We start from the raw sequence: 20,682 nt of genomic DNA, 5'->3' as shown, positions 1-20,682 counted from the left end.
TCGGACGTTCCTAGGAGGAGCCGGGTTCGGCGACGACGAACTCGAGGTAGGCGACGGGGTTGTCGAACTCGCCGGTCCGCAGGGAGACCTGGAGGCGCCAGGTGCCGGGCGCGGGCAGGACGACCTGGGCGGTGTGGGTCCCGGCGATCTCGGAGGTCAGCGGCACGGAGCCGAGGTCGACCTGCTCGGAGAACAGTCGGGCGCGCGGCGCCTCGTAGAAGACGGCAGGCGCGCCGGTCATGTCGCGCAGCTGGAGGGTCAGGGTCGTGGGCCCGACAGCCTGCGGCGAGAGCGACGCCTCGACCGTCACGTCGTCCAGCGGCGCCACCTGGGGGCCGCCCAGCGTCGGGTCGGCGGCGCTCGCGGCGGACGCCTCGGGCTCGGGGCTCTCGTCCACGAGGACACCGGTGACCAGCAGGACGGCGAGCAGGACGCCGGCCTCCGCGAACGTCGAGCGCGCGACCAGCCGGCTGCCGCTGTCGCGGTCGCGGCGCTTGACCGCCTGACGCAGGCGTGGCAGGAGGGCGAAGCGGTTCCAGGCCGCGATCCCCACGGCGACCGCAGCGAGCGCGACCTTGGCGAGCAGCAGCAGTCCGTAGTCGGTGTCCACCAGCGGGCTCCAGGCGCCGACGATGCGCCACGCCAGCAGGACGCCGGTCACCGTCAGCGCCCCCAGGACACCGGCCGCGACGCCCGAGAAGCGGGCCAGGACCTCGCCGCCGGCGGCGTCCCGCCCGGTCAGCCGCGGCAGCACGAGTGCGAGGCCCACCAGCCCGCCGAGCCAGACGCTGCCGGCGAGCAGGTGCAGCACGTCGGCCGCGACCGCCAGCGCCTCCGGGCTCGCGGCGCGAGTGTGCCCGGTGAGTCCCGGCGCGGCGACCGCCACGAGGCCCGCGCCCAGGGCCGCCCGCGCGCGGCCCCGCCCGGGCTCCCCGCCGCCGAGCAGGACGACGGCCGCGACCGAGCCGAGGACGACCGCGGCCGTCACGCCGTACTCGGCGGCGGGGAGGGCCGACCAGGTCGCCGCCTCCCGGAGGGAGCCGAGACCGCCGCCGAGCTGGTAGACGGCGGTGAGGGGAAGTCCGGCCAGCCAGCCCAGCGCCGCGGCCGCCGCGGCCACCCGGGCCACGCGCACGAGGCGGCGGCGAGCGGACGACGGCACGGCCGGCGTGAGCAGGAGCAGGGTGAAGACCACGAGCCCCACGGCCAGCAGGAGACCGACGTACCCGACGGCGCGGGCGGCGCTCAGGGTTCCGGGGGCGTCCGTGGTGGCGGCCGAGGTGTCGGCCGGCGGCGTCACACGGGCGCTCGGCGCGCCGACCGAGAAGCTGAGGGAGCCGCTGATCGGGTGGCCGTCCTCGGACAGGACGCGCCACACGAGCACGAGGGTGCCGTCGGCGACGTCCTGGGTGAGCTCGACCCCCAGCTCCTCGCCGCTGACGGCCGACGAGGAGGTGACCGGCTCCCCCTGGGCGTCGAAGACCTGGACCCCGTCCGGGACGCCCGTGACGGCCTCGTCGAAGGTGAGCGAGATCCGCTCGGGGACGGCCTCGAGCACCGCTCCCTCGCCGGGGTCGCTGCCGATCAGCGTGGCGTGCGCGCTGGCGGGCGCCGCGGCGCCCAGCACCAGGAGCGGCACCAGGAGGGCGGTGAGCGCCAACAGGACGAGGGGCGCGGCTCGTCGCCAGCGGTTCACGGGTCACGTCCTGGTGTGGTCGGGGTCGGCCGCCGCGCGGGTGCGCTGTGACCAGCGCCACTGAACCAGCGCGCTGAACCGATGTCAAGAATGTGAACCGCCGCCGGATTCCCCTAGACTGTGGTTCACATCACTGAACCCAGGCCGCCCATGTGGACTCGATCCCTCGGGCGGTCAACCGAGAAGGGACCACCCCCATGCCCAACATCACCGTCGAGCTCCTGCGCGGACGCACGGTCGAGCAGCGCCGCGCCTTCGCCGCCGCCGTCGCCGACAACGCCGTCGAGCTCCTGGGCGCGCGCCGCCAGGACGTCCGGATGGTCTTCAGCGAGATCACCCCCGACATCGTCGCCAACGGCGGTGTCCTTGCCAGCGAGGACGAGAGCCGCGCGGGCGTCGTCGCCGCCCTCGCCGACGAGAGCTGACCGACCGCCTCTGCAGGTAACACGTCGTCCACGTCTCCTCCCGCCCGCTGCAGCGAGATGGAAGAGACGTGGACGACGTGTTACATGGGGCTGTCGACTGCCGGCCGACGACGTACGACGAAGCGGGCCCGGAGGACATGTCCTCCGGGCCCGCTGCTGTGTCGCTACCTCGTGGTCACCGCGTGACGCGGAGCGTCACGCTGCGGGTGACCGCGGCGGCGTAGGGGCTGCCGAGGTAGGCGACGGTCACCTTGAGGCGACCGACCCGCGCCGCCTTGGGCAGCCTCACGACCACCCTGCCGTTGCGGACCGTCCCGACGACCTTCTTGCCCTTCACCGTGACGCGCACCTGGCCGGTGAGCGTGACGCCGGGCGCGGTCAGCGTGACCTTGACGGTGGCCCGCTTGCCCCGCTTGACCTTGCCCGGGGCCTGCACCTTCATCACCGGCACGGCCTTGACCACCACCAGCTGCACCTGTCCCGTAGACGCGTCGTGCGAGGCGTCGCCGGCGTAGCGCAGGGTGAGCGGGTGCGTGCCCGGAGCCAAGGCCCTGGCGGGCAGCGCGACCGAGGCCTTGCCGGCCGTGACCGTGCCGGAGCCGAGGACCCTCGAGCCGCTCAGCACGTCGACCCGTCCGGTGGCCGTGGCCGGGCTCACCGCGACCGCCACCGTGCCGGCTCGACCGTAGGTCACCCTGCCGGCCGACCCGGACACCGTCGTCCCGTTCGGCTCGGCCACCGTGATCGTGACGGCGGTCGGGGCGGAGGAGAGCCCACCGCCGCTCACCTTGTAGGTGAAGCCGTCCGTGCCGGAGAAGCCCGGCTCGGGGGTGTAGGTGAACGAGCCGTCGGGCTGGAGCGTCACCTGGCCGTGCTCCGGCTGGGTGGCGTCCGTCGCCGTCAGGACGTCGTCCTGGGCATCGGTGTCGTTGGCCAGCACGCCGGGGGCCGGGACCGTCAGGGCCTGGCCGTGGGCGGTGCTGTAGGAGTCCGCGGACCCGACCGGCGCGTCGTACAGCTCGGAGACCTGGTCACCGGACAGCTCGTAGCCGTACATCCGGAAGTCGTCGATCAGGCCGTCGAACTTCGGGTCGGGCCAGCTCGTGCTGCCCAGCGCGTTGACCGTGGTCTCCCCACCCACTCCGATGTCCCCGATGCCCAGGGTGAAGTCGTCCCGAGTGTTCATCAGCTCGCCGTCGAAGTAGATCCGCCCGGTCGAGCCGCTCATGGTGAACACCACGTGCGTCCAGTCACCGATGGGCAGGTCGTTGCCCCCACCCAGCGTCAGCCTCTCCTGCGTCGGGTTGCCCGGCGCCTTGAACGTCGCCGCGAACCCGGTGGGGCCGGCGGCCTGCGTGGAGGACTGCAGCAGGAAGAAGGTGTCCGTGCTGCTGCCGATCTGGAGCAGCGGGACCCAGTTGGGCAGGGCGTCCGGCCGGGCCCACAGGGACACGGTGAACTCCTCGTCCAGGCCCGCGTCGATGTTGTCGGGCAGGTCGACGTAGTTGCTGCTGCCACCGCCGCCACCGGGCAGCGACGCGGCGGAGCCGTGCCTGCCCGGCGCCCAGCCGGTGTCGCCGAGGAGCGTCGCCGCTCCGACCGAGGGGTCGCTGCCGGTGTTGGCCGACGACGTGCCCGCGCCCTCGTCGAAGGCGTAGTGGATCGGCACGCCCTCGCCCGGCGGCGGCCGCTCGACCGTGTGCGTGACGCTCGCCCGGGAGGGGCGCCAGCCGTCGGCCGCCAGGTAGCGGACCTCGATCTCGTGCTCGCCCGGGCTCAGGGTGAGCTCGGGGAACGTGACCGCACCGGAGACCAGGGCCACGGGTACGCCGACGCGCGCGCCGTCGACCCACAGCTCGGCCTCGCCACCGGCCGCCGCGTCCGCCTCGTCCTCGACCTGCGCCGACACCGACAGCGGCTCGCCGAACGGCGAGGGCGAGGCGGGGTCGACCGTGACGGTCGTGGTCGTGCGCAGCGAGGCGCCGTCGGCGTACAGGGCCTCGACGTCGGCGTCGGTGAGCGCGGCGCGGTAGAGCCGCACCTCGTCCATGCGACCGTCGAACGCCGGGTCGGGATAGCCGTTGCGGCCGAGCCAGTTGTTGCTGGTCGGACCCACGTCGGTCATGTCGATGGTGAGGTCGTCGCGGGTCGCGATCTCCTCGCCGTTGAGGTAGAGCGTGGCCGTGGCACCCTCGCGGGTGACCACGACGTGGTTCCACGCGCCGGCGTCCACGTCGCGCGTGGGGTTGGCGTAGATCCGCTCCTGGAGGTTGGAGCCCTTGGCCTTGAAGGTGGCCGCCAGCCCCGTGTTCCCGTCGGCCTGCGTCTGCATCTGGATCTGGAAGAAGCTCCCGGCCCCCTCCAGCCCGTCACCGATGTGGAACAGGTTGATCCAGTTGCCCTTGGTGTCCGGTCGGACCCAGAACGAGGTCGTGAAGCTCTCCTCGCCCTGGAGCAGGTTGTCGGGCAGGTCGACGGTGTTGGCGTTGGTGCCGCCCGGCAGCTCGAGCGCGCCGCCGATGACCCCGTCGGGCGACCATCCGGTCGCGCCGGTCAGGGTCGCCGCCCCGACCGAGTCGTCGGTGCCGGTGTTGGCGGCCGTGGTGCCCTCGCCCTCCTCGAACTCGTAGTGGATGGGGACGTCCGCGAGACCGGGGTCGACGCCGATGACGACGAGGTCGTCGACGACGAGCCCGGCACCCGGACCGGTCTGCGCAAGGGTGAGCGTCTCCGAGCGCTTCGACGCCGTGAAGGTGCCGACGTAGGTGTCGAAGCCGGTCCGCGAGGACCGCTCGGTCGTGGCCGTCAGCGTGGCGTCGAGCGAGCCGATGCCGAGCGTGCCGGTGGCGGGCGCCGTGCCGGCCGAGCGGCCGTCACGGGCGTAGTGGAGCGAGAGCCGGTAGTCGCGGCCGGGCTCCAGGCCCTCGATCGTGCGCTCCAGGCTCCCGGCCCCGCCGAGGGCGAGGTGGTAGCCGGTGGCGCCGAGGCCGCCGTTGGCCTCGTTGCGGGCCCGGACCAGCTGGACCGGGCTGTCGACGGACCACGGCGCCATGCGGCCGTTGTCCGCGGCGACGTCGACGACGCCGGCGGGGTTGCCGCCGCGCCAGTCGGTAGGCACCCGCGGGTACTCGAACTGGTCGACGACCTGCGGGGTCCGCACGTCCATCTCGACCTCGGGGTCGAGGTCCATCATCGAGGCGACCGACGGGGTGCCGTCCGCGTCGAAGACGAACAGCATGTAGGCGCCCGGAGGGGCGTACGTGCCGTCGGTCGGGGCGGTGATCGTGACCTCGCCCGTGCCCTCGTCCTGGGTGAACTCCAGGTCCTGGAAGTTCTGGTCGTTGTTGAAGCCGTGCGTCACCGAGCCGTTGCGGACCAGCGTCACGCGGGAGACCTCGGTGGACGACGCGATGTCGAAGGTGCCGTTGTAGCCGATCTCCTGCGGTGCGTCGGTGATCTCGGGCCGCTCGGCCGGCTGCTCGCCGTCGAACAGGTACGCCGGGGAGTAGTACTCCACGTCGGTGTAGTTGCGCGGGCCGGGCGCGCCGCCGCCGCCGATCATCACGCGACCGTCGGGCAGGAGCAGCGCGGTGGAGTGGTAGAGCCGGGCGTGCTGCTGGGGCACCTCGACGGTGGTCCACTCGCCGGTCTCGGGGTCCCAGATCTCCGGGTTGGTCGCGACGCCGCCGCCACCGTTGTTCTCGCGGCCACCGCCGGTGACGAGGACGTCACCGTCGGGCAGGACCGTCGAGGTCGCCCAGTGCCGGCGGTGCTTCATCGGGGCGGTCGCCTCGACGACGGGCTGCGCCGTGCCGCCGGTGATGTCGACGGTGAAGCCGGCACGCGCGCCGGCGGGACCGCCGCCGTTGGCCCACCAGCCGCCCCCGACCTGGAGGATCTTGCCGGGGCGGTACATCGTGGCCGTCGACGTGGCGCCGACGGGGTTCCCGAGCTGGGCGCCCTGGTTGCTGATGCCGGCGGGCAGGGTGCCTCGCAGCGTCACCTCACCGTCGCCGCTGGGGTCGAGCTCGAACATCTGCGTGCCGCTGATGTTGAACAGGTTGCCGCTCCCGGGCGCCACGAAGGCCCGCGGGTACCACCAGCGGTTCTCGTCCTGGCCCGCGTGGTCGGCGCCGCCGTCGCCGTAGGCGGCGGGGCTCCGGGCGCCGGTGAGAAGGCGCCAGCCGGAGCCCTCGTCGGCCGTGCGGATCTCGGGGGTGAGCACGCCGGGGCCGCCGGGACCGCCGCGCAGCGCGCCGCCCTGCACGACGATGTCGCCGTTGGGCATCGTGGTCCCGGTGGGGTACCAGCGCGGGAGGTTCATCGGGGCGTCGTTCTGGAGCCCGTTGTTGGTGGTGTAGGTCGTGACGCCGATCGCGGCGTCGTTGGGGTCGTTGGCCCCGAGGCTGTCGTCGCCGCCGACCGTCATGGTCGCGCCGCGGTGGGGGTCCTGCACCTGCATCGAGCAGAAGAGGTCGGTGTAGGTGGTGTTGGGCATCAGGCCGTGGTCGAGGTTCGCCAGCGTCCGCGGCACCTCGGGGTTCCAGATGTCGATCTCGAACTGGCCGCCCTGGGAGATGCAGCCGTTGCCGTCGAAGTCGTAGGGCGCGTTGTCGGTGCAGCCGGTCGAGGTGCTGCCGAAGGACTGCACGGTGCCGTCGGAGGTCAGCGCGGCGTTGATCGGCATCAGCGGCCAGGGGGTGACCTCGCTCATCGCGCCGTTGACGGCCTTGGAGGGGGGCGAGCAGTCGGCGGGCAGGAGGCCGGCGGCGTAGGCCATGCCGTTGCGCAGCTGGGTGCGCATGTGCGGCTCGGAGTAGGCCGAGCCCTCGTGGCCCATCCCGGTGTACCAGGAGCGGCCGCTGTCGATCTGCTGGCACCAGGTGATCGGGTGCGAGGTGCCCAGGCGGCCGCCGCCGTAGGACTCCTCGTCGGCCTCCAGGAGGGTGCGGACGTTCGGCGCCGGGTTGACCGTCCAGTCGTACCACTCGTCGCTGCGGGTGAAGTCGGCCGGCAGCCCCTGCGTCAGCGGGTGGTCGGCGTCCTTGACCACGACCCGGCCGGGACGGACCGCGGGGTTCTCCGGGTGGCCCTCGGACATCGCTCCGACGAGGCGGAGGTAGAACGGGTTGACGTCGTGCTCGCTGGTGCCGACCGACCAGCCGGCGTAGTGCAGTCCGACGTAGCCGCCGCCACCGCGGATGTAGCCCTCGAGGGCGGCGCGCTGCGCGTCGTTGAACAGCACGCCACCGGTCTGGGCGAAGACCACCGCGTCCTTGGTGGCGAGGTTCTCCGTCGTGAACGCCGCCGGGTCCTCGGTCTCCTGGATCTCGACCGTCTGGCTGTACTGGGTGGCGAGCTCCGCCGTCAGGTCGCGCACGGCCTGGCGGGCCTGGACCTGCGAGGCGTGGAAGTTGGCCTTGTAGAAGAGCAGGATCTTGAGGCTGCCGTCCGCGGGCGCGGCCAGCGGGGCCGGGGCCGCGGCGGCGCTGACCGCCGGGAGCCCGACGCCGAGGCCGACGGCCAGCGCGAGGACGAGGTAGGTCAGGCGGGCTGACGAGCGGCGGACCGACCGGCGGAGCAGGTTCATCTGGGATCCCTTGGCTTGGGTTGGGCTCTGCGGCACCGGAGCGTCGGCACTCGACGCTCACGGTGGCCCGACGCTATGACCGCGGTCACACAGAGTCAAGAACTTGGTACAGATTTGTGAACTATTTGTATCTATTGTCCACATGTGTGAACACACATGACAGAACCCCACGTCCCGCGCACCGCCCAGGAGGGCGGGACGGGGGCGTGGGGCTCGCAGGGACCTGCTGTCAGCGGCGTACCCGGGCGCTGCCGCCGGAGGCCAGGGAGCGGACCTCCTCGCGCGTCACCATCGAGGTGTCGCCGGGCGTCGTCATGGCCAGGGCGCCGTGGGCGGCGCCCAGCTCGAGGCACTCCTGGAGGTCCTCGCCCGAGAGCAGCCCGTAGACCAGCCCCGAGGCGAAGCCGTCACCGCCGCCGACCCGGTCGAGGATGGCCAGGTGGTCGCGGGCGGCCGACGTCAGGACCCCGGTCTCGGGTGACCACGCAATGGCCTGCCAGTCGTTGTCGCTGGCGGAGTGGACCGTGCGCAGGGTGGTGGCGACCGCCGAGAGCCACGGCATCTTCTGCGCGACGGTGTTGACCATCGCGGCGAAGCTGTCGATCGGCAGCGTCCTGAGGTGCTCGTCGACGTGCTCGACGTCGAACCCGAGCGAGGCCGTGAAGTCCTCCTCGTTGCCGATCATCACGTCGACGTGGCTCGCCAGCCGGGTGTTGACGTCGCGGGCGTACTCACTGCCGCCGATGCCGGCCCACAGGCTGGGCCGGTAGTTCAGGTCGAACGACACGACGGTGCCGTGGCGCTGCGCGGCCGACATCGCCTCCTCGGCCACCAGGGCGGCACTCTCCGACAGCCCGGCGAAGATCCCGCCGGTGTGCAGCCACCGCACCCCGCGACGGCCGAACAGGTCGTCCCAGTCGACGGTTCCGGGCGCCAGCTGGCTGATGGCGGTGTTGGCGCGGTCGGAGACGCCGAGGGCACCCCGGACGCCGAAGCCGCGCTCGGTGAAGTTCAGCCCGTTGCGCACGGTCCGGCCGATGCCGTCGTACTTGTCCCAGCGGATCAGCGAGGTGTCGACGCCGCCCTGCATGATGAGGTTCTCGACCAGTCGGCCGACCTCGTTGTCGGCCAGCGCGGTCACGACGCCGGCGCGCAGCCCGAAGACCTTGCGCATCCCGCGGGCGACGTTGTACTCCCCGCCGCCCTCCCAGGCCTCGAACCGGCGGGCGGTGCGGACACGGCCCTCCCCCGGGTCCAGCCGCAGCATCACCTCCCCGAGCGCGACGATGTCGAACTCGCACTCGGCGGCGGGACGGGTCTCGATCATGACGGAGCTCCTGTGAGGGCAGAGGTGGGCGTGGCGAGACGGACGGCCGCCTCCGAGCGGGCGGTGACCTCGTCCCAGCGGCCGGCGGCGAGCAGGTCGGGCGCGACCATCCAGCTCCCGCCGACGGCACGGACCGCGGGGTGGGCGAGGTAGGCGGGGGCGCTGTCCACGGTGATCCCGCCGGTGGGCACGAACCGCACCTGGGGGAACGCCGCGGCGAGGGCCTTGAGCGTCGGCAGCCCGCCGCAGGCCTCGGCCGGGAAGAGCTTGACGGTCTCGAGGCCGAGGTCGAGGGCCGCGATGATCTCCGACGCGGTGCTGACGCCGGGGACGACCGTCAGGTCGAGCTCCTGGCAGCGGCGTACGACGGCGGCGCTGAGCCCCGGCGACACCACGAAGCGGGCCCCGGCCTGGTGGGCGAGGTCGACCTGCGCCGCGGTGATCACGGTGCCGGCGCCGACCAGCAGCTCCGGGCGTGCGGCCATCCGGGCCAGGACCGCGGCGGCCCCCGGGGTGCGGAAAGTGACCTCCGCGACCGGGAGACCGCCGGCGACCAGCGCCGCGCCCAGGTCGTCGGCCGCCCCGGCGTCGTCGAGGACGACGACCGGGACGACGCGATGGGACCCGAGGACGTCCGCCGAGCTCATCGGAGCTCGGCGATGACGGTCTTGAGCTCGGTGTAGTCGTCCAGGCCGAACGACCCGAGCTCGCGTCCCCAGCCGGACTGCTTGAAGCCGCCGCGGGGCAGCGTCACGTCGTCGGCGTGCCAGGTGTTGAGCCAGACCGTGCCGGCGCGGAGCTTGGAGCCGACCCGGTGGGCGGTGCCCAGGTCCTTGGACCAGACGCCGGCCGCCAGGCCGTAGACGGTGTTGTTGGCGGCCGCGACGACCTCGTCCTCGGTGTCGAACGGGATCGCGGTGATGACCGGGCCGAAGATCTCGTCGGTCTGGATCGCCATCTGCTCGGTGACGTCGGTGATCAGGGTCGGCGCGAAGAAGTAGCCCTGGTCCTTGGCAGGGTCGCTGCTGCCGGCGGCGAGGGTCGCCCCGTCGGCGACGGCGCCGCGGACGTAGCCGATGACCTTCTCGTGCTGCTCCTGCGAGACGAGCGGACCCATCGTGGTGTTGGGGTCGAAGCCGTCGCCCACCGTGATGGCCCGGGCCGCGGCGGCGACGCCCTCGATCACCTGGTCGAAGACCTCGCGCTGGACGTAGAGCCGGGAGCCGTTGACGCAGCACTGACCCTCGTTGAAGAAGCCGGCCAGCGCGGCGCCGGCGATCGCGGCGTCGAGGTCGGCGTCGGCGAAGATGATGTTGGGCGCCTTGCCGCCGAGCTCCAGCGACACCTTCTTCAGGTTCTTCGAGGCGCCGGCGGCGATCTTCTTGCCGACCTCCGTGCTGCCTGTGAAGGCGACCTTGTCGACGTCGTGGTGGTCGACCAGCGCGGCTCCGGCGTCACCGAAGCCCGGCACGACGTTGACGACGCCGGCGGGGACGCCGGCCTCGAGGAGCAGCTGGCCCAGGCGCAGGGCGGTCAGCGGGGTCTGCTCGGCGGGCTTGAGGATCACGGTGTTGCCCGCGGTGATCGCGGGGACGATCTTGAAGGCCGCCATGGTCAGCGGGAAGTTCCAGGGAACGATGCCCGCGACGACGCCGATGGCCTCGCGGCGGGTGTAGGCGTGGAACTCACGGCCCGGCACCGACATCGGGATCGTGGTGCCCTCCATCTTGGTGGCCCAGCCGGCGAAGTAGCGGAACAGCTCCGCGGCGACCCCGACGTCGCCGCGGGCGGCCTCGAGGCTCTTGCCGTTGTCGAGGGACTCCAGCTGGGCGAACTCCTCGGCCTGGGCGTCGATCAGGTCGCCGATGCGCCACAGCAGGTGGGAGCGGTCGCGCGGGGTGAACTTCGACCACGCCGACGGCGACTCGAAGGCGGTGCGGGCCGCCACGACCGCGCGGTCGATGTCGACGGCGGAGGCCTGGGCGACCTGGACGAGCACCTCCTCGGTGGCGGGGTTGACGGTCGCGAAGGTCTTGCCGTCCTTGGCGTCCACCCACTCCCCGTCGATGAGGAGCTGCTTGGGCGAGGACAGGAACGAGCGGACGTTGGGGAGGAGCTGGTCGTTCGGCATGGTGGCCTTCCTGGTGGTTCGAGTTCGTGGTTCGAGTGCGTGGTGCGGGAGGGGAGGGGCGGTGGCTACTTGATGATCAACACCTTGGAGCGGTCGAGGGTGAGGGCGACGGCGGCGACGATGATCGCGCCGTAGAGGATCTGCTCCCAGGCCGACGGCACCCCCACGATGGGCAGGCCGACGCGGAGCAGGGTGATGACGAGGGCGCCGACGAGCGAGCGCCAGACCGACCCGTGGCCGCCGGTGATCGCGGTGCCGCCGACGACAATGGCCGCCACGGCGGGCAGCAGCAGGTTGTCGGCCATCGTGGGGCTGCCGCTGAAGTTGCGAGACACGAGCATCACCGAGGCCAGGCCCGCGCAGGCGCCCGACACCGTGAACGCCGCGACCTTGACCAGGTCGACCGGCGTGCCGGCCAGGCGCGCGGCCGGCTCGGAGTAGCCGGTGGCGGTGATCCAGCTCTGGATCGGCGTCAGCCGCAGGACCAGCGCGATCGCGGCCACCACGATGACGGCCACGACGAACGCCATGGGCACGTAGCCGCCGACGTACAGCGTGAGCCACTCGGTGGCGGCGCGGTCGGTGATCCGCACCGGGCCGGCGTCGGAGATGACGAGCGCGACCGCGGAGAAGATGCTCATGCCGCCGAGCGTCACGATGAACGACGGGATGCGCAGCAGCACGTGGGTGAGGCCCTGCACCGCCCCGATGCAGGCGGTGGCCGCGATGACGGCGAGCGTGGTGAGACCGCCCAGGTCCGGCAGCCACAGCGCGAAGAACACCGTGGACAGCGAGGTCAGGGCGGCGATCGAGAGGTCGATGCCCCCGCACAGCACGACCAGGGTCGCGCCGACGGCGAGCACGACCAGCGGCGCCGACGTGCGGACGACGGCGGTGAGGCTGCGCTGCGTGAGGAAGTCGGGGTCGGCGATCGACAGGGCGGCGAGCAGTGCCACCAGGGCGATGAGCGGCATGAACGACGTCAGCCGCTGTCCCAGGGTCGGACCGCCCTTGTCGGCGTGGCCGACGTCGGCCGCCGGCGTGGCGAGCACGGGGGTGGACATGTCAGACCATCTCCTTGACGAGGTCGAGGGGCGTCGGCTTGGCGCCGGACGGGCAGTCGATCTCCTTGGTGACCCGGCCGTCGCTCATCACGACGATCCGGTCGGACATGCCGATGGCCTCCTCGAGACTGTCGGCCAGCAGGACCGTGGCCACGCCGTTGCCGGCGAGCTCGCGCATGAGCCGGTAGACCTCCGAGCGCGCTCCGATGTCCAGGCCGCGGGTCGGGTGGTCCAGCAGCAGCAGCTTGATGTCACCGGCGATCAGCCAGCGCGCCAGCACGACCTTCTGCTGGTTGCCGCCCGAGAGCCGCTGGATCGCGGTGCCACGGTGGGGGGTGCGGATCGAGAGGCGGTCGATCCACCGGTCGACCAGCGTCGCCTGCTTGCGCGGGGACACCAGCGGGCCGGTGCAGCGGGCGCCCTGCTTGGTCAGGACCATGTTGTCGGCGACCGACATCGGTCCGACCATGCCCTCGGTCTTGCGCTCGGCCGGCACGTAGCCGATGCCGGCGGCGCAGGCGGCGCGGGTGCCGGACAGGTCGAGCTTCTTGCCGTCCAGCGTCACGTCGCCGGCCGTCGTGGGCTCGGCGCCGAACAGGGCGCGGCACACGTCCTCGCGGCCCGAGCCGTGGACGCCGACGATGCCGACGATCTCGCCGGGGGCGACGTCGAGGTCGACGTCGCGGAACGTCGCACCGGACATGCCCCGCACGCTGAGGAGCGACTCACGTCGGTCGGCGGCCTGGACCCCGCCGCCGTGGTAGTGGTCGTCGGACCCGGTGGACCCGATCATCATCCGGTGGAGCTCGGCCGGCACGGCGCCGGCGGTCGGCAGCTCGCCGACCGACTGGCCGCCGCGCAGCACGCTCACGCGGTCGCACACGTCCAGGACCTCGTCGAGGCGGTGGGACACGAAGACCACGGAGGCGAACTCGCGCAGCCGGCGGACCTGGGCGAAGAGGGTCTCGATCTCCTTCGACTCCAGCACCGAGGTGGGCTCGTCGAGGATGATCACCGGCGGGTGCTGGCTGCGCTGCTCGATGCGGAGGAGCTTGGCGATCTCGACCATCTGCCGGTCGGCGAAGGAGAGCGTGTCGGTGCGGGCCAGCGGGTTGATGTCGGAGCCGATCTTGTCGAGCTGCTCCTGGGCCATCTTGCGCATGGTCTCCCAGCGGTACACGCCCCGGCGGACGGCCGAGCCCTCCGAGCCGAGCACGATGTTCTCGGCGGCGGTGAGGTTGGGCACCAGCGACTGCTCCTGGAACACCATGCCGATGCCGTTCTCGGCGGCCTCCACGACGCTGCGCATCCGGACCCGCTCGCCGCGCACGTAGATCTCGCCGGTGTCGGGACGCACCAGGCCGACCAGCGCCTTGAGGAGCGTGGACTTGCCGGCGCCGTTCTCGCCCGCGAGCCCGAGCACCTCGTGCTGGCGGACGACCAGGTCGACCCCGTCGAGCGCCTTGACGCCCGGGTAGTGCTTGACGAGGCCACGGACCTCGAGTGCCGGCACGGGGGCCGGCTCGGAGACCGTCTGCTCGGGCTGGACATCGATGCTCACTTGACCACCTGGTTCCTTCGACGTTGCGGGAGGACGGCCGCGGCGACCGCGACGACGACGATGAGGCCCTGGACGCCGCCCTGCCAGTAGGGGCTGACCCCGATCTGCACGAGGCCGTTGATCACCACGGTCACGAGCAGGACGCCCACGGTGGAGTGCAGGACGCCGCCGCGGCCGCCGGTGAGCAGGGTGCCGCCGACCACCGCGGCGGTGATCGCCTGGAAGTCGAAGCCCCTGCCGGCCTGGACAAGGCCGGCGCTGAGCTGGCTGGTGACCATCACGCCCGCCAGCCCGTAGAAGGCCCCGGCCATGGTGAACACCGCCACCTTGTAGGGCTTCACGCGGATGCCCGAGAGCGACAGCACCTCCTCGGCGCCGCCGATGGCGTAGGCGTAGCGGCCCAGGCGGGAGTAGCGCTGCACCAGCCAGCCCACGAGGATGCACGCGACGGCGATCCAGGTGAGGTAGGAGAAGCCGAGGAACCGCTCGACGGCCCAGCTCGCGAGCATCTTGTCGGTGATGTTGGGCTGCACGCCGTTGAACATCAGGGTCGCCAGGCCGAGGCCCACCGCGGAGACGCCGAGGGTGGTCATGAACGACGGCACCTTGAGGAGCACCAGCGCCAGACCGCTGAGGCAGCCGAGGGCCGCCGCGATGGCGACGGCGACCAGGACCCCCAGCAGTCCCAGGTCGTTGCCGTTGCGGTTGTTGGCCACCAGGAGCGCCACCGCGATCGCGGAGGCGCCCATGAGGCCGGGCGCGGAGAGGTCGATCGACCCCATCATCAGGACGAACGTGATGCCGCAGGTGACGACCGCGAGGACCGCGGCCGTGTCCATGATGTTCTGGACGTTGGTGAAGGTACGGAAGTCGTCGCTCAGGACCGAGAAGGCCAGGAAGATGACGACCAGTGCGATCGGAGGACCGGCGTCCCGGAACGACACCCCCCGCCGAGGCTGGGGGCGCGCCACGACGGTGTCGACGTGCTCGGCGGGGGATGTCAGGGTCACGAGATCGCGCCCTGCGAACGGCTGAAGACGTTGTCGCAGGCGAAGTCGGCCTCGTCGGTCTTCGGCTCCATGTACTCCGCGACGTTGTCCTTCTCGATCAGGAACTGCTCGGCGTACCAGGCGCGCTCCTCGGCGGCGACGTCGTCCATGGACAGCTCGCCGGTGGCGACGCAGTAGCCGATGGCCAGGCCGATGCCGCCCTGCCACGGGCCGTCGCTGGAGACGGTCGCGGTCATGGCGCCGTCCTCGATGGCGGTGAGCGCGTCGGGGACGGCGTCGATGCCGACGACGGCGACCTCGCCCTCCTTGCCGGCCTGCTTGAGCGCCTCGAGCGCACCGAGGGCCATGTCGTCGTTGGCGGCCCAGATGCCCTTGACGTCGTCACCGTGCTTGGTGAGCAGCGTCTTGGTCACCTCCAGGGCCTCCTGGCGCGAGAAGTTCGCGGTCTGCTCGTCGAGCAGCTTGACGTCGGTGTTGGCGGCCAGCGACTCCTCCAGCCCGGCGAAGCGGTCCTTGGCCGCGCCGGTGTCGAGGATGCCCTGGAGGGCGATGATGCCACCCGAGCCGCCGATGGCCTCGGAGAGCGCGTCGCCGATCTGCTTGCCGGACTCCACGCCGTTGTAGGTGATGTGGCTGACCCAGTGGTCGTAGTCGGCGACGTTGAGGTCGGCCGGCTTGTTCCACTGCGTGACGAGGTAGGCGCCCGCCTCCTGGGCCTGCTCGACGATCGGCGGGGTGTCGGAGTCGCCGTTGGGCAGGATGTTCATGACCAGGCACTCGGTGTCACCGGCGAGGAGCTGGCTGACCTGCTCCTGCTGCTTGGTGGAGTCGCCGTCGTAGGTGAGCCGCTCTTGGCTCAGGTCGACCGACTCGGCGAAGGCGTCGCCGCCGTCGAGCCAGGCGGCCTCGTAGGGGTTGGACTCGTTGCGGACCTGACCGACGAGCTTGACGTCGGCGGGCTTGCACGCGCCCGAGCCGCCGGCTTCGTCGTTGCCTCCTCCGGAGGCTTCCTCGCTGCAGCCCGCCAGGGCGACGGCGGCCAGCGACAGGCTGACCAGTGCTACGGCGGGACGTGACTTGAACTTCATCGTCGATCCTCTATCTCTTGGTGCCAGGGAATCCGGCGGTGGTGGTCCGAGAAGGGGTGAGGCGCGCCGCGGGTGCGGCGTCGATCTGGACGTGCGATGGGACGTGCGGCTCAGCGGGCCATCCAGCCTCCGTCGACCACGAGGACGTGGCCGTTGACGTAGTCGGCCGCCGACGAGCTGAGGAACACCGCGGACCCGGCGACGTCGTCGGGGGTCCCCCAGCGGCCGGCCGGGATCCGCTCGAGGATGGACCGCGAGCGGTCGGCGTCCTCGCGCAGCGCGGTGGTGTTGTCGGTGGCCATGTAGCCGGGTGCGATGGCGTTGACCTGCACGCCGTGGGGGCCCCACTCGTTGGCGAGGGCCTTGGTGATGCCGGCGACGCCGTGCTTGCTGGCGGCGTAGGAGACCACGCGCAGCCCGCCCTGGAAGGCCAGGAGGCTGGCGATGCTGACGATCTTGCCGCTGCCCCGCTCGACCATCGGGCGGCCGATCTGCTGGCAGAGGAAGAACAGGCCCGAGAGGTTGATGTCGAGCACCCGGCCCCAGGCCTCGGGGGTGACGTCGACCGAGTCCTCGCGGTCGATGATGCCGGCGTTGTTGACGAGGATGTCGACCTGGCGCTCGGCCGTCACCTGGGAGGCGACCTTCTCCACCGCGTCCAGGTCGGCCACGTCGAGGTCGAGGACCTGGACGTCGCGGCCGAGCTCCTTGAGGATCTGCTGGGTCTCGGTCTGGCTGCCCGGGAGACCCAGGAGGACCAGGTCGGCGCCGGCCTGTGCCAGCCCGAGGGCCACGCCCTGGCCGAGACCGCGGCCCGCGCCCGTGACGACGGCGCAGCGGCCGGTCAGGTCGAACGGCGAGCTCACAGCTCCTCCAGCGCGACGGGGCGCAGGTCGGTGTAGGCGTTGTTCTCGCCGGCCATGGCCCAGACGAAGGCGTAGGAGGCGGTGCCGGCGCCGGCGTGGATCGACCACGGGGGCGAGATGACGGCCTCGCGGTTCTTGACCAGCAGGTGGCGGGTGGCGCCGGGCTGCCCGAGGAAGTGGAAGACGCGGTCGTCCTCCTCGAGGTCGACGTAGAGGTAGACCTCGGTGCGGCGCTCGTGCAGGTGCGGCGGCAGGGTGTTCCACACCGAGCCGTCGGCGATCACGGTCACGCCGAACTGCAGCTGGTCGGTGCGCAGCTCCTCGCCCCAGGCGTAGCGGAACAGGTGGCGCTGGCTGGCGCCCTTGGCGGTGCCGATGGCGACCGGCTCGATCGTGTCGTGACCCAGCGTCGTCGTGGGGTAGGTGACCGTGGCGGGCGCCGAGACGAAGTAGAAGGCGGCGTCGGCCCCGGCGAAGACGACCTCGGCGCCGCGACCGACGTAGAGCCCGTCGAGGTGGCCGAGCTCGAACTTCTCACCGTCGACCAGGACGTGGCCGGCCTCGGCGACGTTGATGATGCCGAGCTCGCGGCGCTCCAGGTGAGAGGTCACGCCCAGGACGTCCTCCCAGGCCGGCAGCTCCAGCTGGTCCGCCCCGGGCAGCGCGCCGCCCACGACCAGGCGGTCGTCGTGGGTGTAGACGCCGGACACCTCGCCGGGGACGAAGAGCTCGTCGACGAGGAAGCGCTCGCGCAGGTCCGCAGCGTGGGCGGTCTCCACGCTCGACGGCGATGATGAATAGCGGACCTGGATCACTCAGATGCTCCCTCGGACTCATGAACTGCGTTCGTCTATGTGAACTGGGACGCTACACGTGACCCCCGTCACGGGTCAAGGGGTTGAAACTCGTCCACGTATGCGAACTTCGCGTACAGTGGTCGCCTGTGCGGGGAACGGCCCCACCACCAGAAGAAGGCTTCGCCATGCAGCTCGAGAAGACGCCCACCCGCGAGGCGGTCGCGGGACCGGTCAAGTCCGCCGCCCGCGCCCTCGACCTGCTGGACGAGATCGCCGCCCACGGCCCCGGCACCCAGCTCCAGCTCTCGACCCGTCTACAGATCCCCAAGAGCAGCCTGCACGCGCTGCTGCGCACGATGACGGCGCGCGGCTGGTTGCAGACCGACCCCACGGGCAGCGTCTACCAGCTGGGCATCCACTCGCTGGTCGTGAGCTCGGCCTACCTCGACGGCGACCCGGTGCTGGCCCGCGCCAAGGCCGTGATGGACGAGGTGGCCGCGGCCACCGAGGAGACCGTCCACGTCGGCCGGCTCGACGGCGCCGACGTCATCTACACCGCCAAGCGCGAGTCGGTGCACCCGCTGCGCATGCACTCGGCGGTGGGCCGCCGGCTGCCGGCGTACAGCACGTCGCTGGGGCGCGCGATCATGGCCGAGATGCCCGAGCCCGCTCGCCACGAGCTGGTGCCCGACAGCATCACCGCGCTCACGCCGCACACGACGACCGACAAGGACGCCGTGCTGACGATCATCGACCAGGCCTCGGTCCACGGCTACGCCGTGGAGAGCGAGGAGTCCTGCATGGGCGTGCGCTGCTTCGGCGTGGCGCTGCCCTTCGCGCGACCCGCCCTCGACGCCCTGAGCGTCGCGGTGCCGATCAGCCGGCTCGACGGGGGTCGTGAGGACTTCATCATCGAGACCCTGCTGAGCGTCAAGGCCAAGGTGGCCGTCATGCACGACAACAGCATGGTGCGCTAGACCGCGCTCCGTCGTCCGACCGTCCGGTCGGTCCGTCAGCCGCCCGCCAGCGTCGCCGAGCCGAAGAGGCCGTCGGTCGCCCGGGCGAGCCGCTTCGCGAGGATCGGCGTGGTGGTCTTCGCGTAGGTGTTGCTCAGGTGGGTGCCGCCCCGGTAGACGAGGACGTTGCCGATCACCGGCGGGCAGTGCACGCCGTCGGGACACACGACCGACGACATGTCGACGACCCGCGCCTCGGGCACCAGCTCGGCGGCCGCGAGCTGGGCGGGCGCGCCCGACTTCTCGAAGCCGCGTTCCTTGAGGGCGACGCACTGGGTGAGGTCGTCGAGGTGGTCCTGGACGCAGTCGGGGACCGTGGGACTGAAGGGGACGGGGGTGTCCAGGATCGGCACCAGCATGATGTCGGAGTCCACCAGGCGCTCCCAGTACTCGACGAGCCCCTCCACCATGGGTGCCTGCGTGGCGTCCTCGTCGGTCGTCCCGCCGGGCGGCAGCGCCCGCGCGTTGCGCGTGACGGTGATCAGCACGTCCGGATCGAGCTCCTCGACGTTGTCCATGGCCCACGGCTGCCAGGACTTGCAGGTCGGGCTGGGCTCGCCCTGGTACAGGACGTCGGAGGCGGCGAAGGGGCAGCCGTTCTTGAAGATCACCACCAGGCGCCAGCCCTCCCGCTCCGCGATCTCACGGATGGGCGGGAACCACTGGGCGGCCTTGGAGTCGCCGACGAGGGCCACCGTGCGCTCGGCGTCCTCGTCGCCGTACTCGCAGGTCTTGTAGTTCTCCTCCACCATCGTGGCGACGCACCCGTCCTTGTTGATGGAGGGGTAGTCCTCGTAGGCGTCCAGCGGGGACGGCCTGAGCACGTCGACGGTCTTGAGCGACGCCCAGTCGGTGTCGGCGAGGTCGGGGTCCTGGAGGACAGCCGCTCCGGGCGCCTCCTTCGCCGATGCCTCCTCCACGGTGTCCACGAGGGAGAAGGACGCCACCAGCGCCAGCCCGGCGACGATCGAGACCGCCATCCCGGCGGCGCCCGCCAGCAGTGCGGGACGCGGGAGGGCGAAGCGGGGGGCGTGGCGGAACGGCGTCTCGACGTAGCGGTAGGAGAGCCACGCGGGGACCGCCGACGCGATCACGACCAGCAGCGCCTGCCGCACCCGCAGGTCGCCCCACAGCCCCTCGGCCGCGATGAGGAACGGCCAGTGCCAGAGGTAGAGGGAGTACGACAGCCCGCCGATCCACACGGCCGGGCGCAGCCCCAGCAGGCGGCCGACGCCCCACGTGGCCGCGACGCCGCCGCCGGCGAGGATGGCCGCCGCCGTGCCCAGCACCGGCAGGAGCGTGGCCGTCCCGGGCCACACGGTGCCCTCGTCGAGCACGAGGACGCTGTAGGCGATGGCCAGGATCCCCGCCCAGCCCAGCACCCCGCGCAGCGCGGCCGGGAGCCGGACGAGGACCGGGAAGGCGATCGCGAGCAGGGCTCCGATGCCGAGCTCCCAGACCCGCGTGGTGGAGACGAAGAACGCCAGGCCGGGCTGGTCGGCGGTGTAGGAGAGCGTGAACACGAACGACGCGACGGTGACGGCGGCGATCCCGACCAGCAGCGCGGCCCGCCACCGGGTGCGGACCAGGGCGACCAGCGCCGCGATGAGCAGCGGCCAGACGATGTAGAACTGCTCCTCGACGGCCAGCGACCAGTAGTGCTGCACCGGGGAGGCGCTGACGTTCTCGGCGAGGTAGTCGACCTCGCGGGCGCCGAGGCGCCAGTTGACGACGTACAGCGCCGCCGAGACGATGTCGCCGCCGAAGTCCTTGCGGGTGTTGACGGGCAGGCAGACCAGGGCGACGACGGCGCTGAAGACCAGCACCACCGTGCTGGCGGGCAGGAGCCGTCGGGCCCTGCGGGCCCAGAAGTCGGCGAGTCCCAGCCGTCCGCGCCGCTCGACCTCGCGCACCATGAGCGAGGTGATCAGGAAGCCCGAGATGACGAAGAAGACGTCGACGCCGACGTAGCCGCCGGGGACCCAGACCAGGTCGGCGTGGTAGATCAGGACCGAGAGCACCGCGACGGCGCGCAGGCCCTCGATGTCGGGTCGGAAGCTCCTGGACGGGGCGCGCTCCGGGGAGCGTGTCTCGGTCGTGGCACTCACGCG

At 72.0% G+C, this 20,682-nt stretch carries 14 protein-coding genes; 2 read left to right on the top strand and 12 right to left on the bottom strand.

Features of this window, described 5'->3' with window-relative positions; all coding sequences use genetic code 11:
* Positions 1 to 10: 10 nt before the first annotated feature.
* Positions 11 to 1,696, bottom strand: a complete 1,686-nt coding sequence (locus IRQ30_RS01385) for a copper resistance CopC/CopD family protein (RefSeq protein WP_338089514.1) — start codon at positions 1,694 to 1,696, stop codon at positions 11 to 13.
* A gap of 197 nt (positions 1,697 to 1,893) precedes the next feature.
* Here IRQ30_RS01385 and IRQ30_RS01380 point away from each other — a divergent pair, with 197 nt between their 5' ends.
* Positions 1,894 to 2,121 (top strand): tautomerase family protein, encoded by a 228-nt coding sequence (locus tag IRQ30_RS01380; RefSeq protein ID WP_193611259.1) that lies wholly within the window; start codon positions 1,894 to 1,896, stop codon positions 2,119 to 2,121.
* A 175-nt stretch (positions 2,122 to 2,296) separates the two neighbouring features.
* Here the strand turns inward: IRQ30_RS01380 and IRQ30_RS01375 are convergent, their stop codons facing one another.
* The 10 genes from IRQ30_RS01375 to kduI form a co-directional block, all read right to left on the bottom strand.
* On the bottom strand, positions 2,297 to 7,711 hold the full coding sequence (locus IRQ30_RS01375) for a LamG-like jellyroll fold domain-containing protein (RefSeq protein ID WP_193611258.1): 5,415 nt from the start codon (positions 7,709 to 7,711) through the stop codon (positions 2,297 to 2,299).
* A 229-nt stretch (positions 7,712 to 7,940) separates the two neighbouring features.
* A complete protein-coding gene (locus IRQ30_RS01370; protein ID WP_193611257.1) occupies positions 7,941 to 9,038 on the bottom strand; it encodes a sugar kinase in 1,098 nt (365 codons plus the stop codon).
* Complete coding sequence (gene eda, locus IRQ30_RS01365) at positions 9,035 to 9,685, bottom strand: bifunctional 4-hydroxy-2-oxoglutarate aldolase/2-dehydro-3-deoxy-phosphogluconate aldolase (RefSeq protein ID WP_193611256.1); 651 nt, start codon at positions 9,683 to 9,685, stop codon at positions 9,035 to 9,037. The genes IRQ30_RS01370 and eda overlap by 4 nt, the downstream gene beginning before the upstream one ends.
* Positions 9,682 to 11,169, bottom strand: coding sequence for an aldehyde dehydrogenase family protein (locus IRQ30_RS01360; protein ID WP_134741225.1), 1,488 nt, complete (start codon positions 11,167 to 11,169; stop codon positions 9,682 to 9,684). Before IRQ30_RS01360 ends, eda begins: the two co-directional genes overlap by 4 nt.
* A 65-nt stretch (positions 11,170 to 11,234) precedes the next feature.
* Positions 11,235 to 12,233 carry an ABC transporter permease gene (locus tag IRQ30_RS01355; protein ID WP_193611255.1) on the bottom strand — a complete coding sequence of 333 codons (999 nt, stop codon included), beginning with the start codon at positions 12,231 to 12,233 and terminating at the stop codon, positions 11,235 to 11,237.
* 1 nt (position 12,234) lies between these two features.
* Positions 12,235 to 13,794: an ATP-binding cassette domain-containing protein gene (locus IRQ30_RS01350; protein ID WP_193611254.1), complete on the bottom strand. Its 1,560-nt coding sequence runs from the start codon at positions 13,792 to 13,794 to the stop codon at positions 12,235 to 12,237.
* On the bottom strand, positions 13,791 to 14,804 hold the full coding sequence (locus tag IRQ30_RS01345) for an ABC transporter permease (RefSeq protein WP_338089513.1): 1,014 nt from the start codon (positions 14,802 to 14,804) through the stop codon (positions 13,791 to 13,793). Before IRQ30_RS01345 ends, IRQ30_RS01350 begins: the two co-directional genes overlap by 4 nt.
* Entirely contained in the window at positions 14,801 to 15,892 is a 1,092-nt protein-coding gene (locus IRQ30_RS01340; protein ID WP_193611253.1) for a sugar ABC transporter substrate-binding protein, read from the bottom strand. The genes IRQ30_RS01345 and IRQ30_RS01340 overlap by 4 nt, the downstream gene beginning before the upstream one ends.
* A 110-nt stretch (positions 15,893 to 16,002) precedes the next feature.
* A complete protein-coding gene (gene kduD / locus IRQ30_RS01335) occupies positions 16,003 to 16,758 on the bottom strand; it encodes a 2-dehydro-3-deoxy-D-gluconate 5-dehydrogenase KduD (protein WP_193611252.1) in 756 nt (251 codons plus the stop codon).
* Positions 16,755 to 17,537 (bottom strand): 5-dehydro-4-deoxy-D-glucuronate isomerase, encoded by a 783-nt coding sequence (kduI, locus tag IRQ30_RS01330; protein ID WP_338087660.1) that lies wholly within the window; start codon positions 17,535 to 17,537, stop codon positions 16,755 to 16,757. Before kduI ends, kduD begins: the two co-directional genes overlap by 4 nt.
* 203 nt (positions 17,538 to 17,740) lie before the next feature.
* Here kduI and IRQ30_RS01325 point away from each other — a divergent pair, with 203 nt between their 5' ends.
* Complete coding sequence (locus tag IRQ30_RS01325; protein ID WP_134741220.1) at positions 17,741 to 18,532, top strand: IclR family transcriptional regulator; 792 nt, start codon at positions 17,741 to 17,743, stop codon at positions 18,530 to 18,532.
* A 35-nt stretch (positions 18,533 to 18,567) separates the two neighbouring features.
* Here IRQ30_RS01325 and IRQ30_RS24015 read toward each other — a convergent pair whose 3' ends face one another.
* Complete coding sequence (locus IRQ30_RS24015) at positions 18,568 to 20,679, bottom strand: acyltransferase family protein (protein WP_193611251.1); 2,112 nt, start codon at positions 20,677 to 20,679, stop codon at positions 18,568 to 18,570.
* Positions 20,680 to 20,682 lie beyond the last annotated feature (3 nt).

Origin of the sequence: Nocardioides lijunqiniae (assembly GCF_015024225.1) — a bacterium.
GTDB lineage: Bacteria > Actinomycetota > Actinomycetes > Propionibacteriales > Nocardioidaceae > Nocardioides > Nocardioides lijunqiniae.
This window is presented reverse-complemented; position numbering and strand designations above follow the sequence as displayed.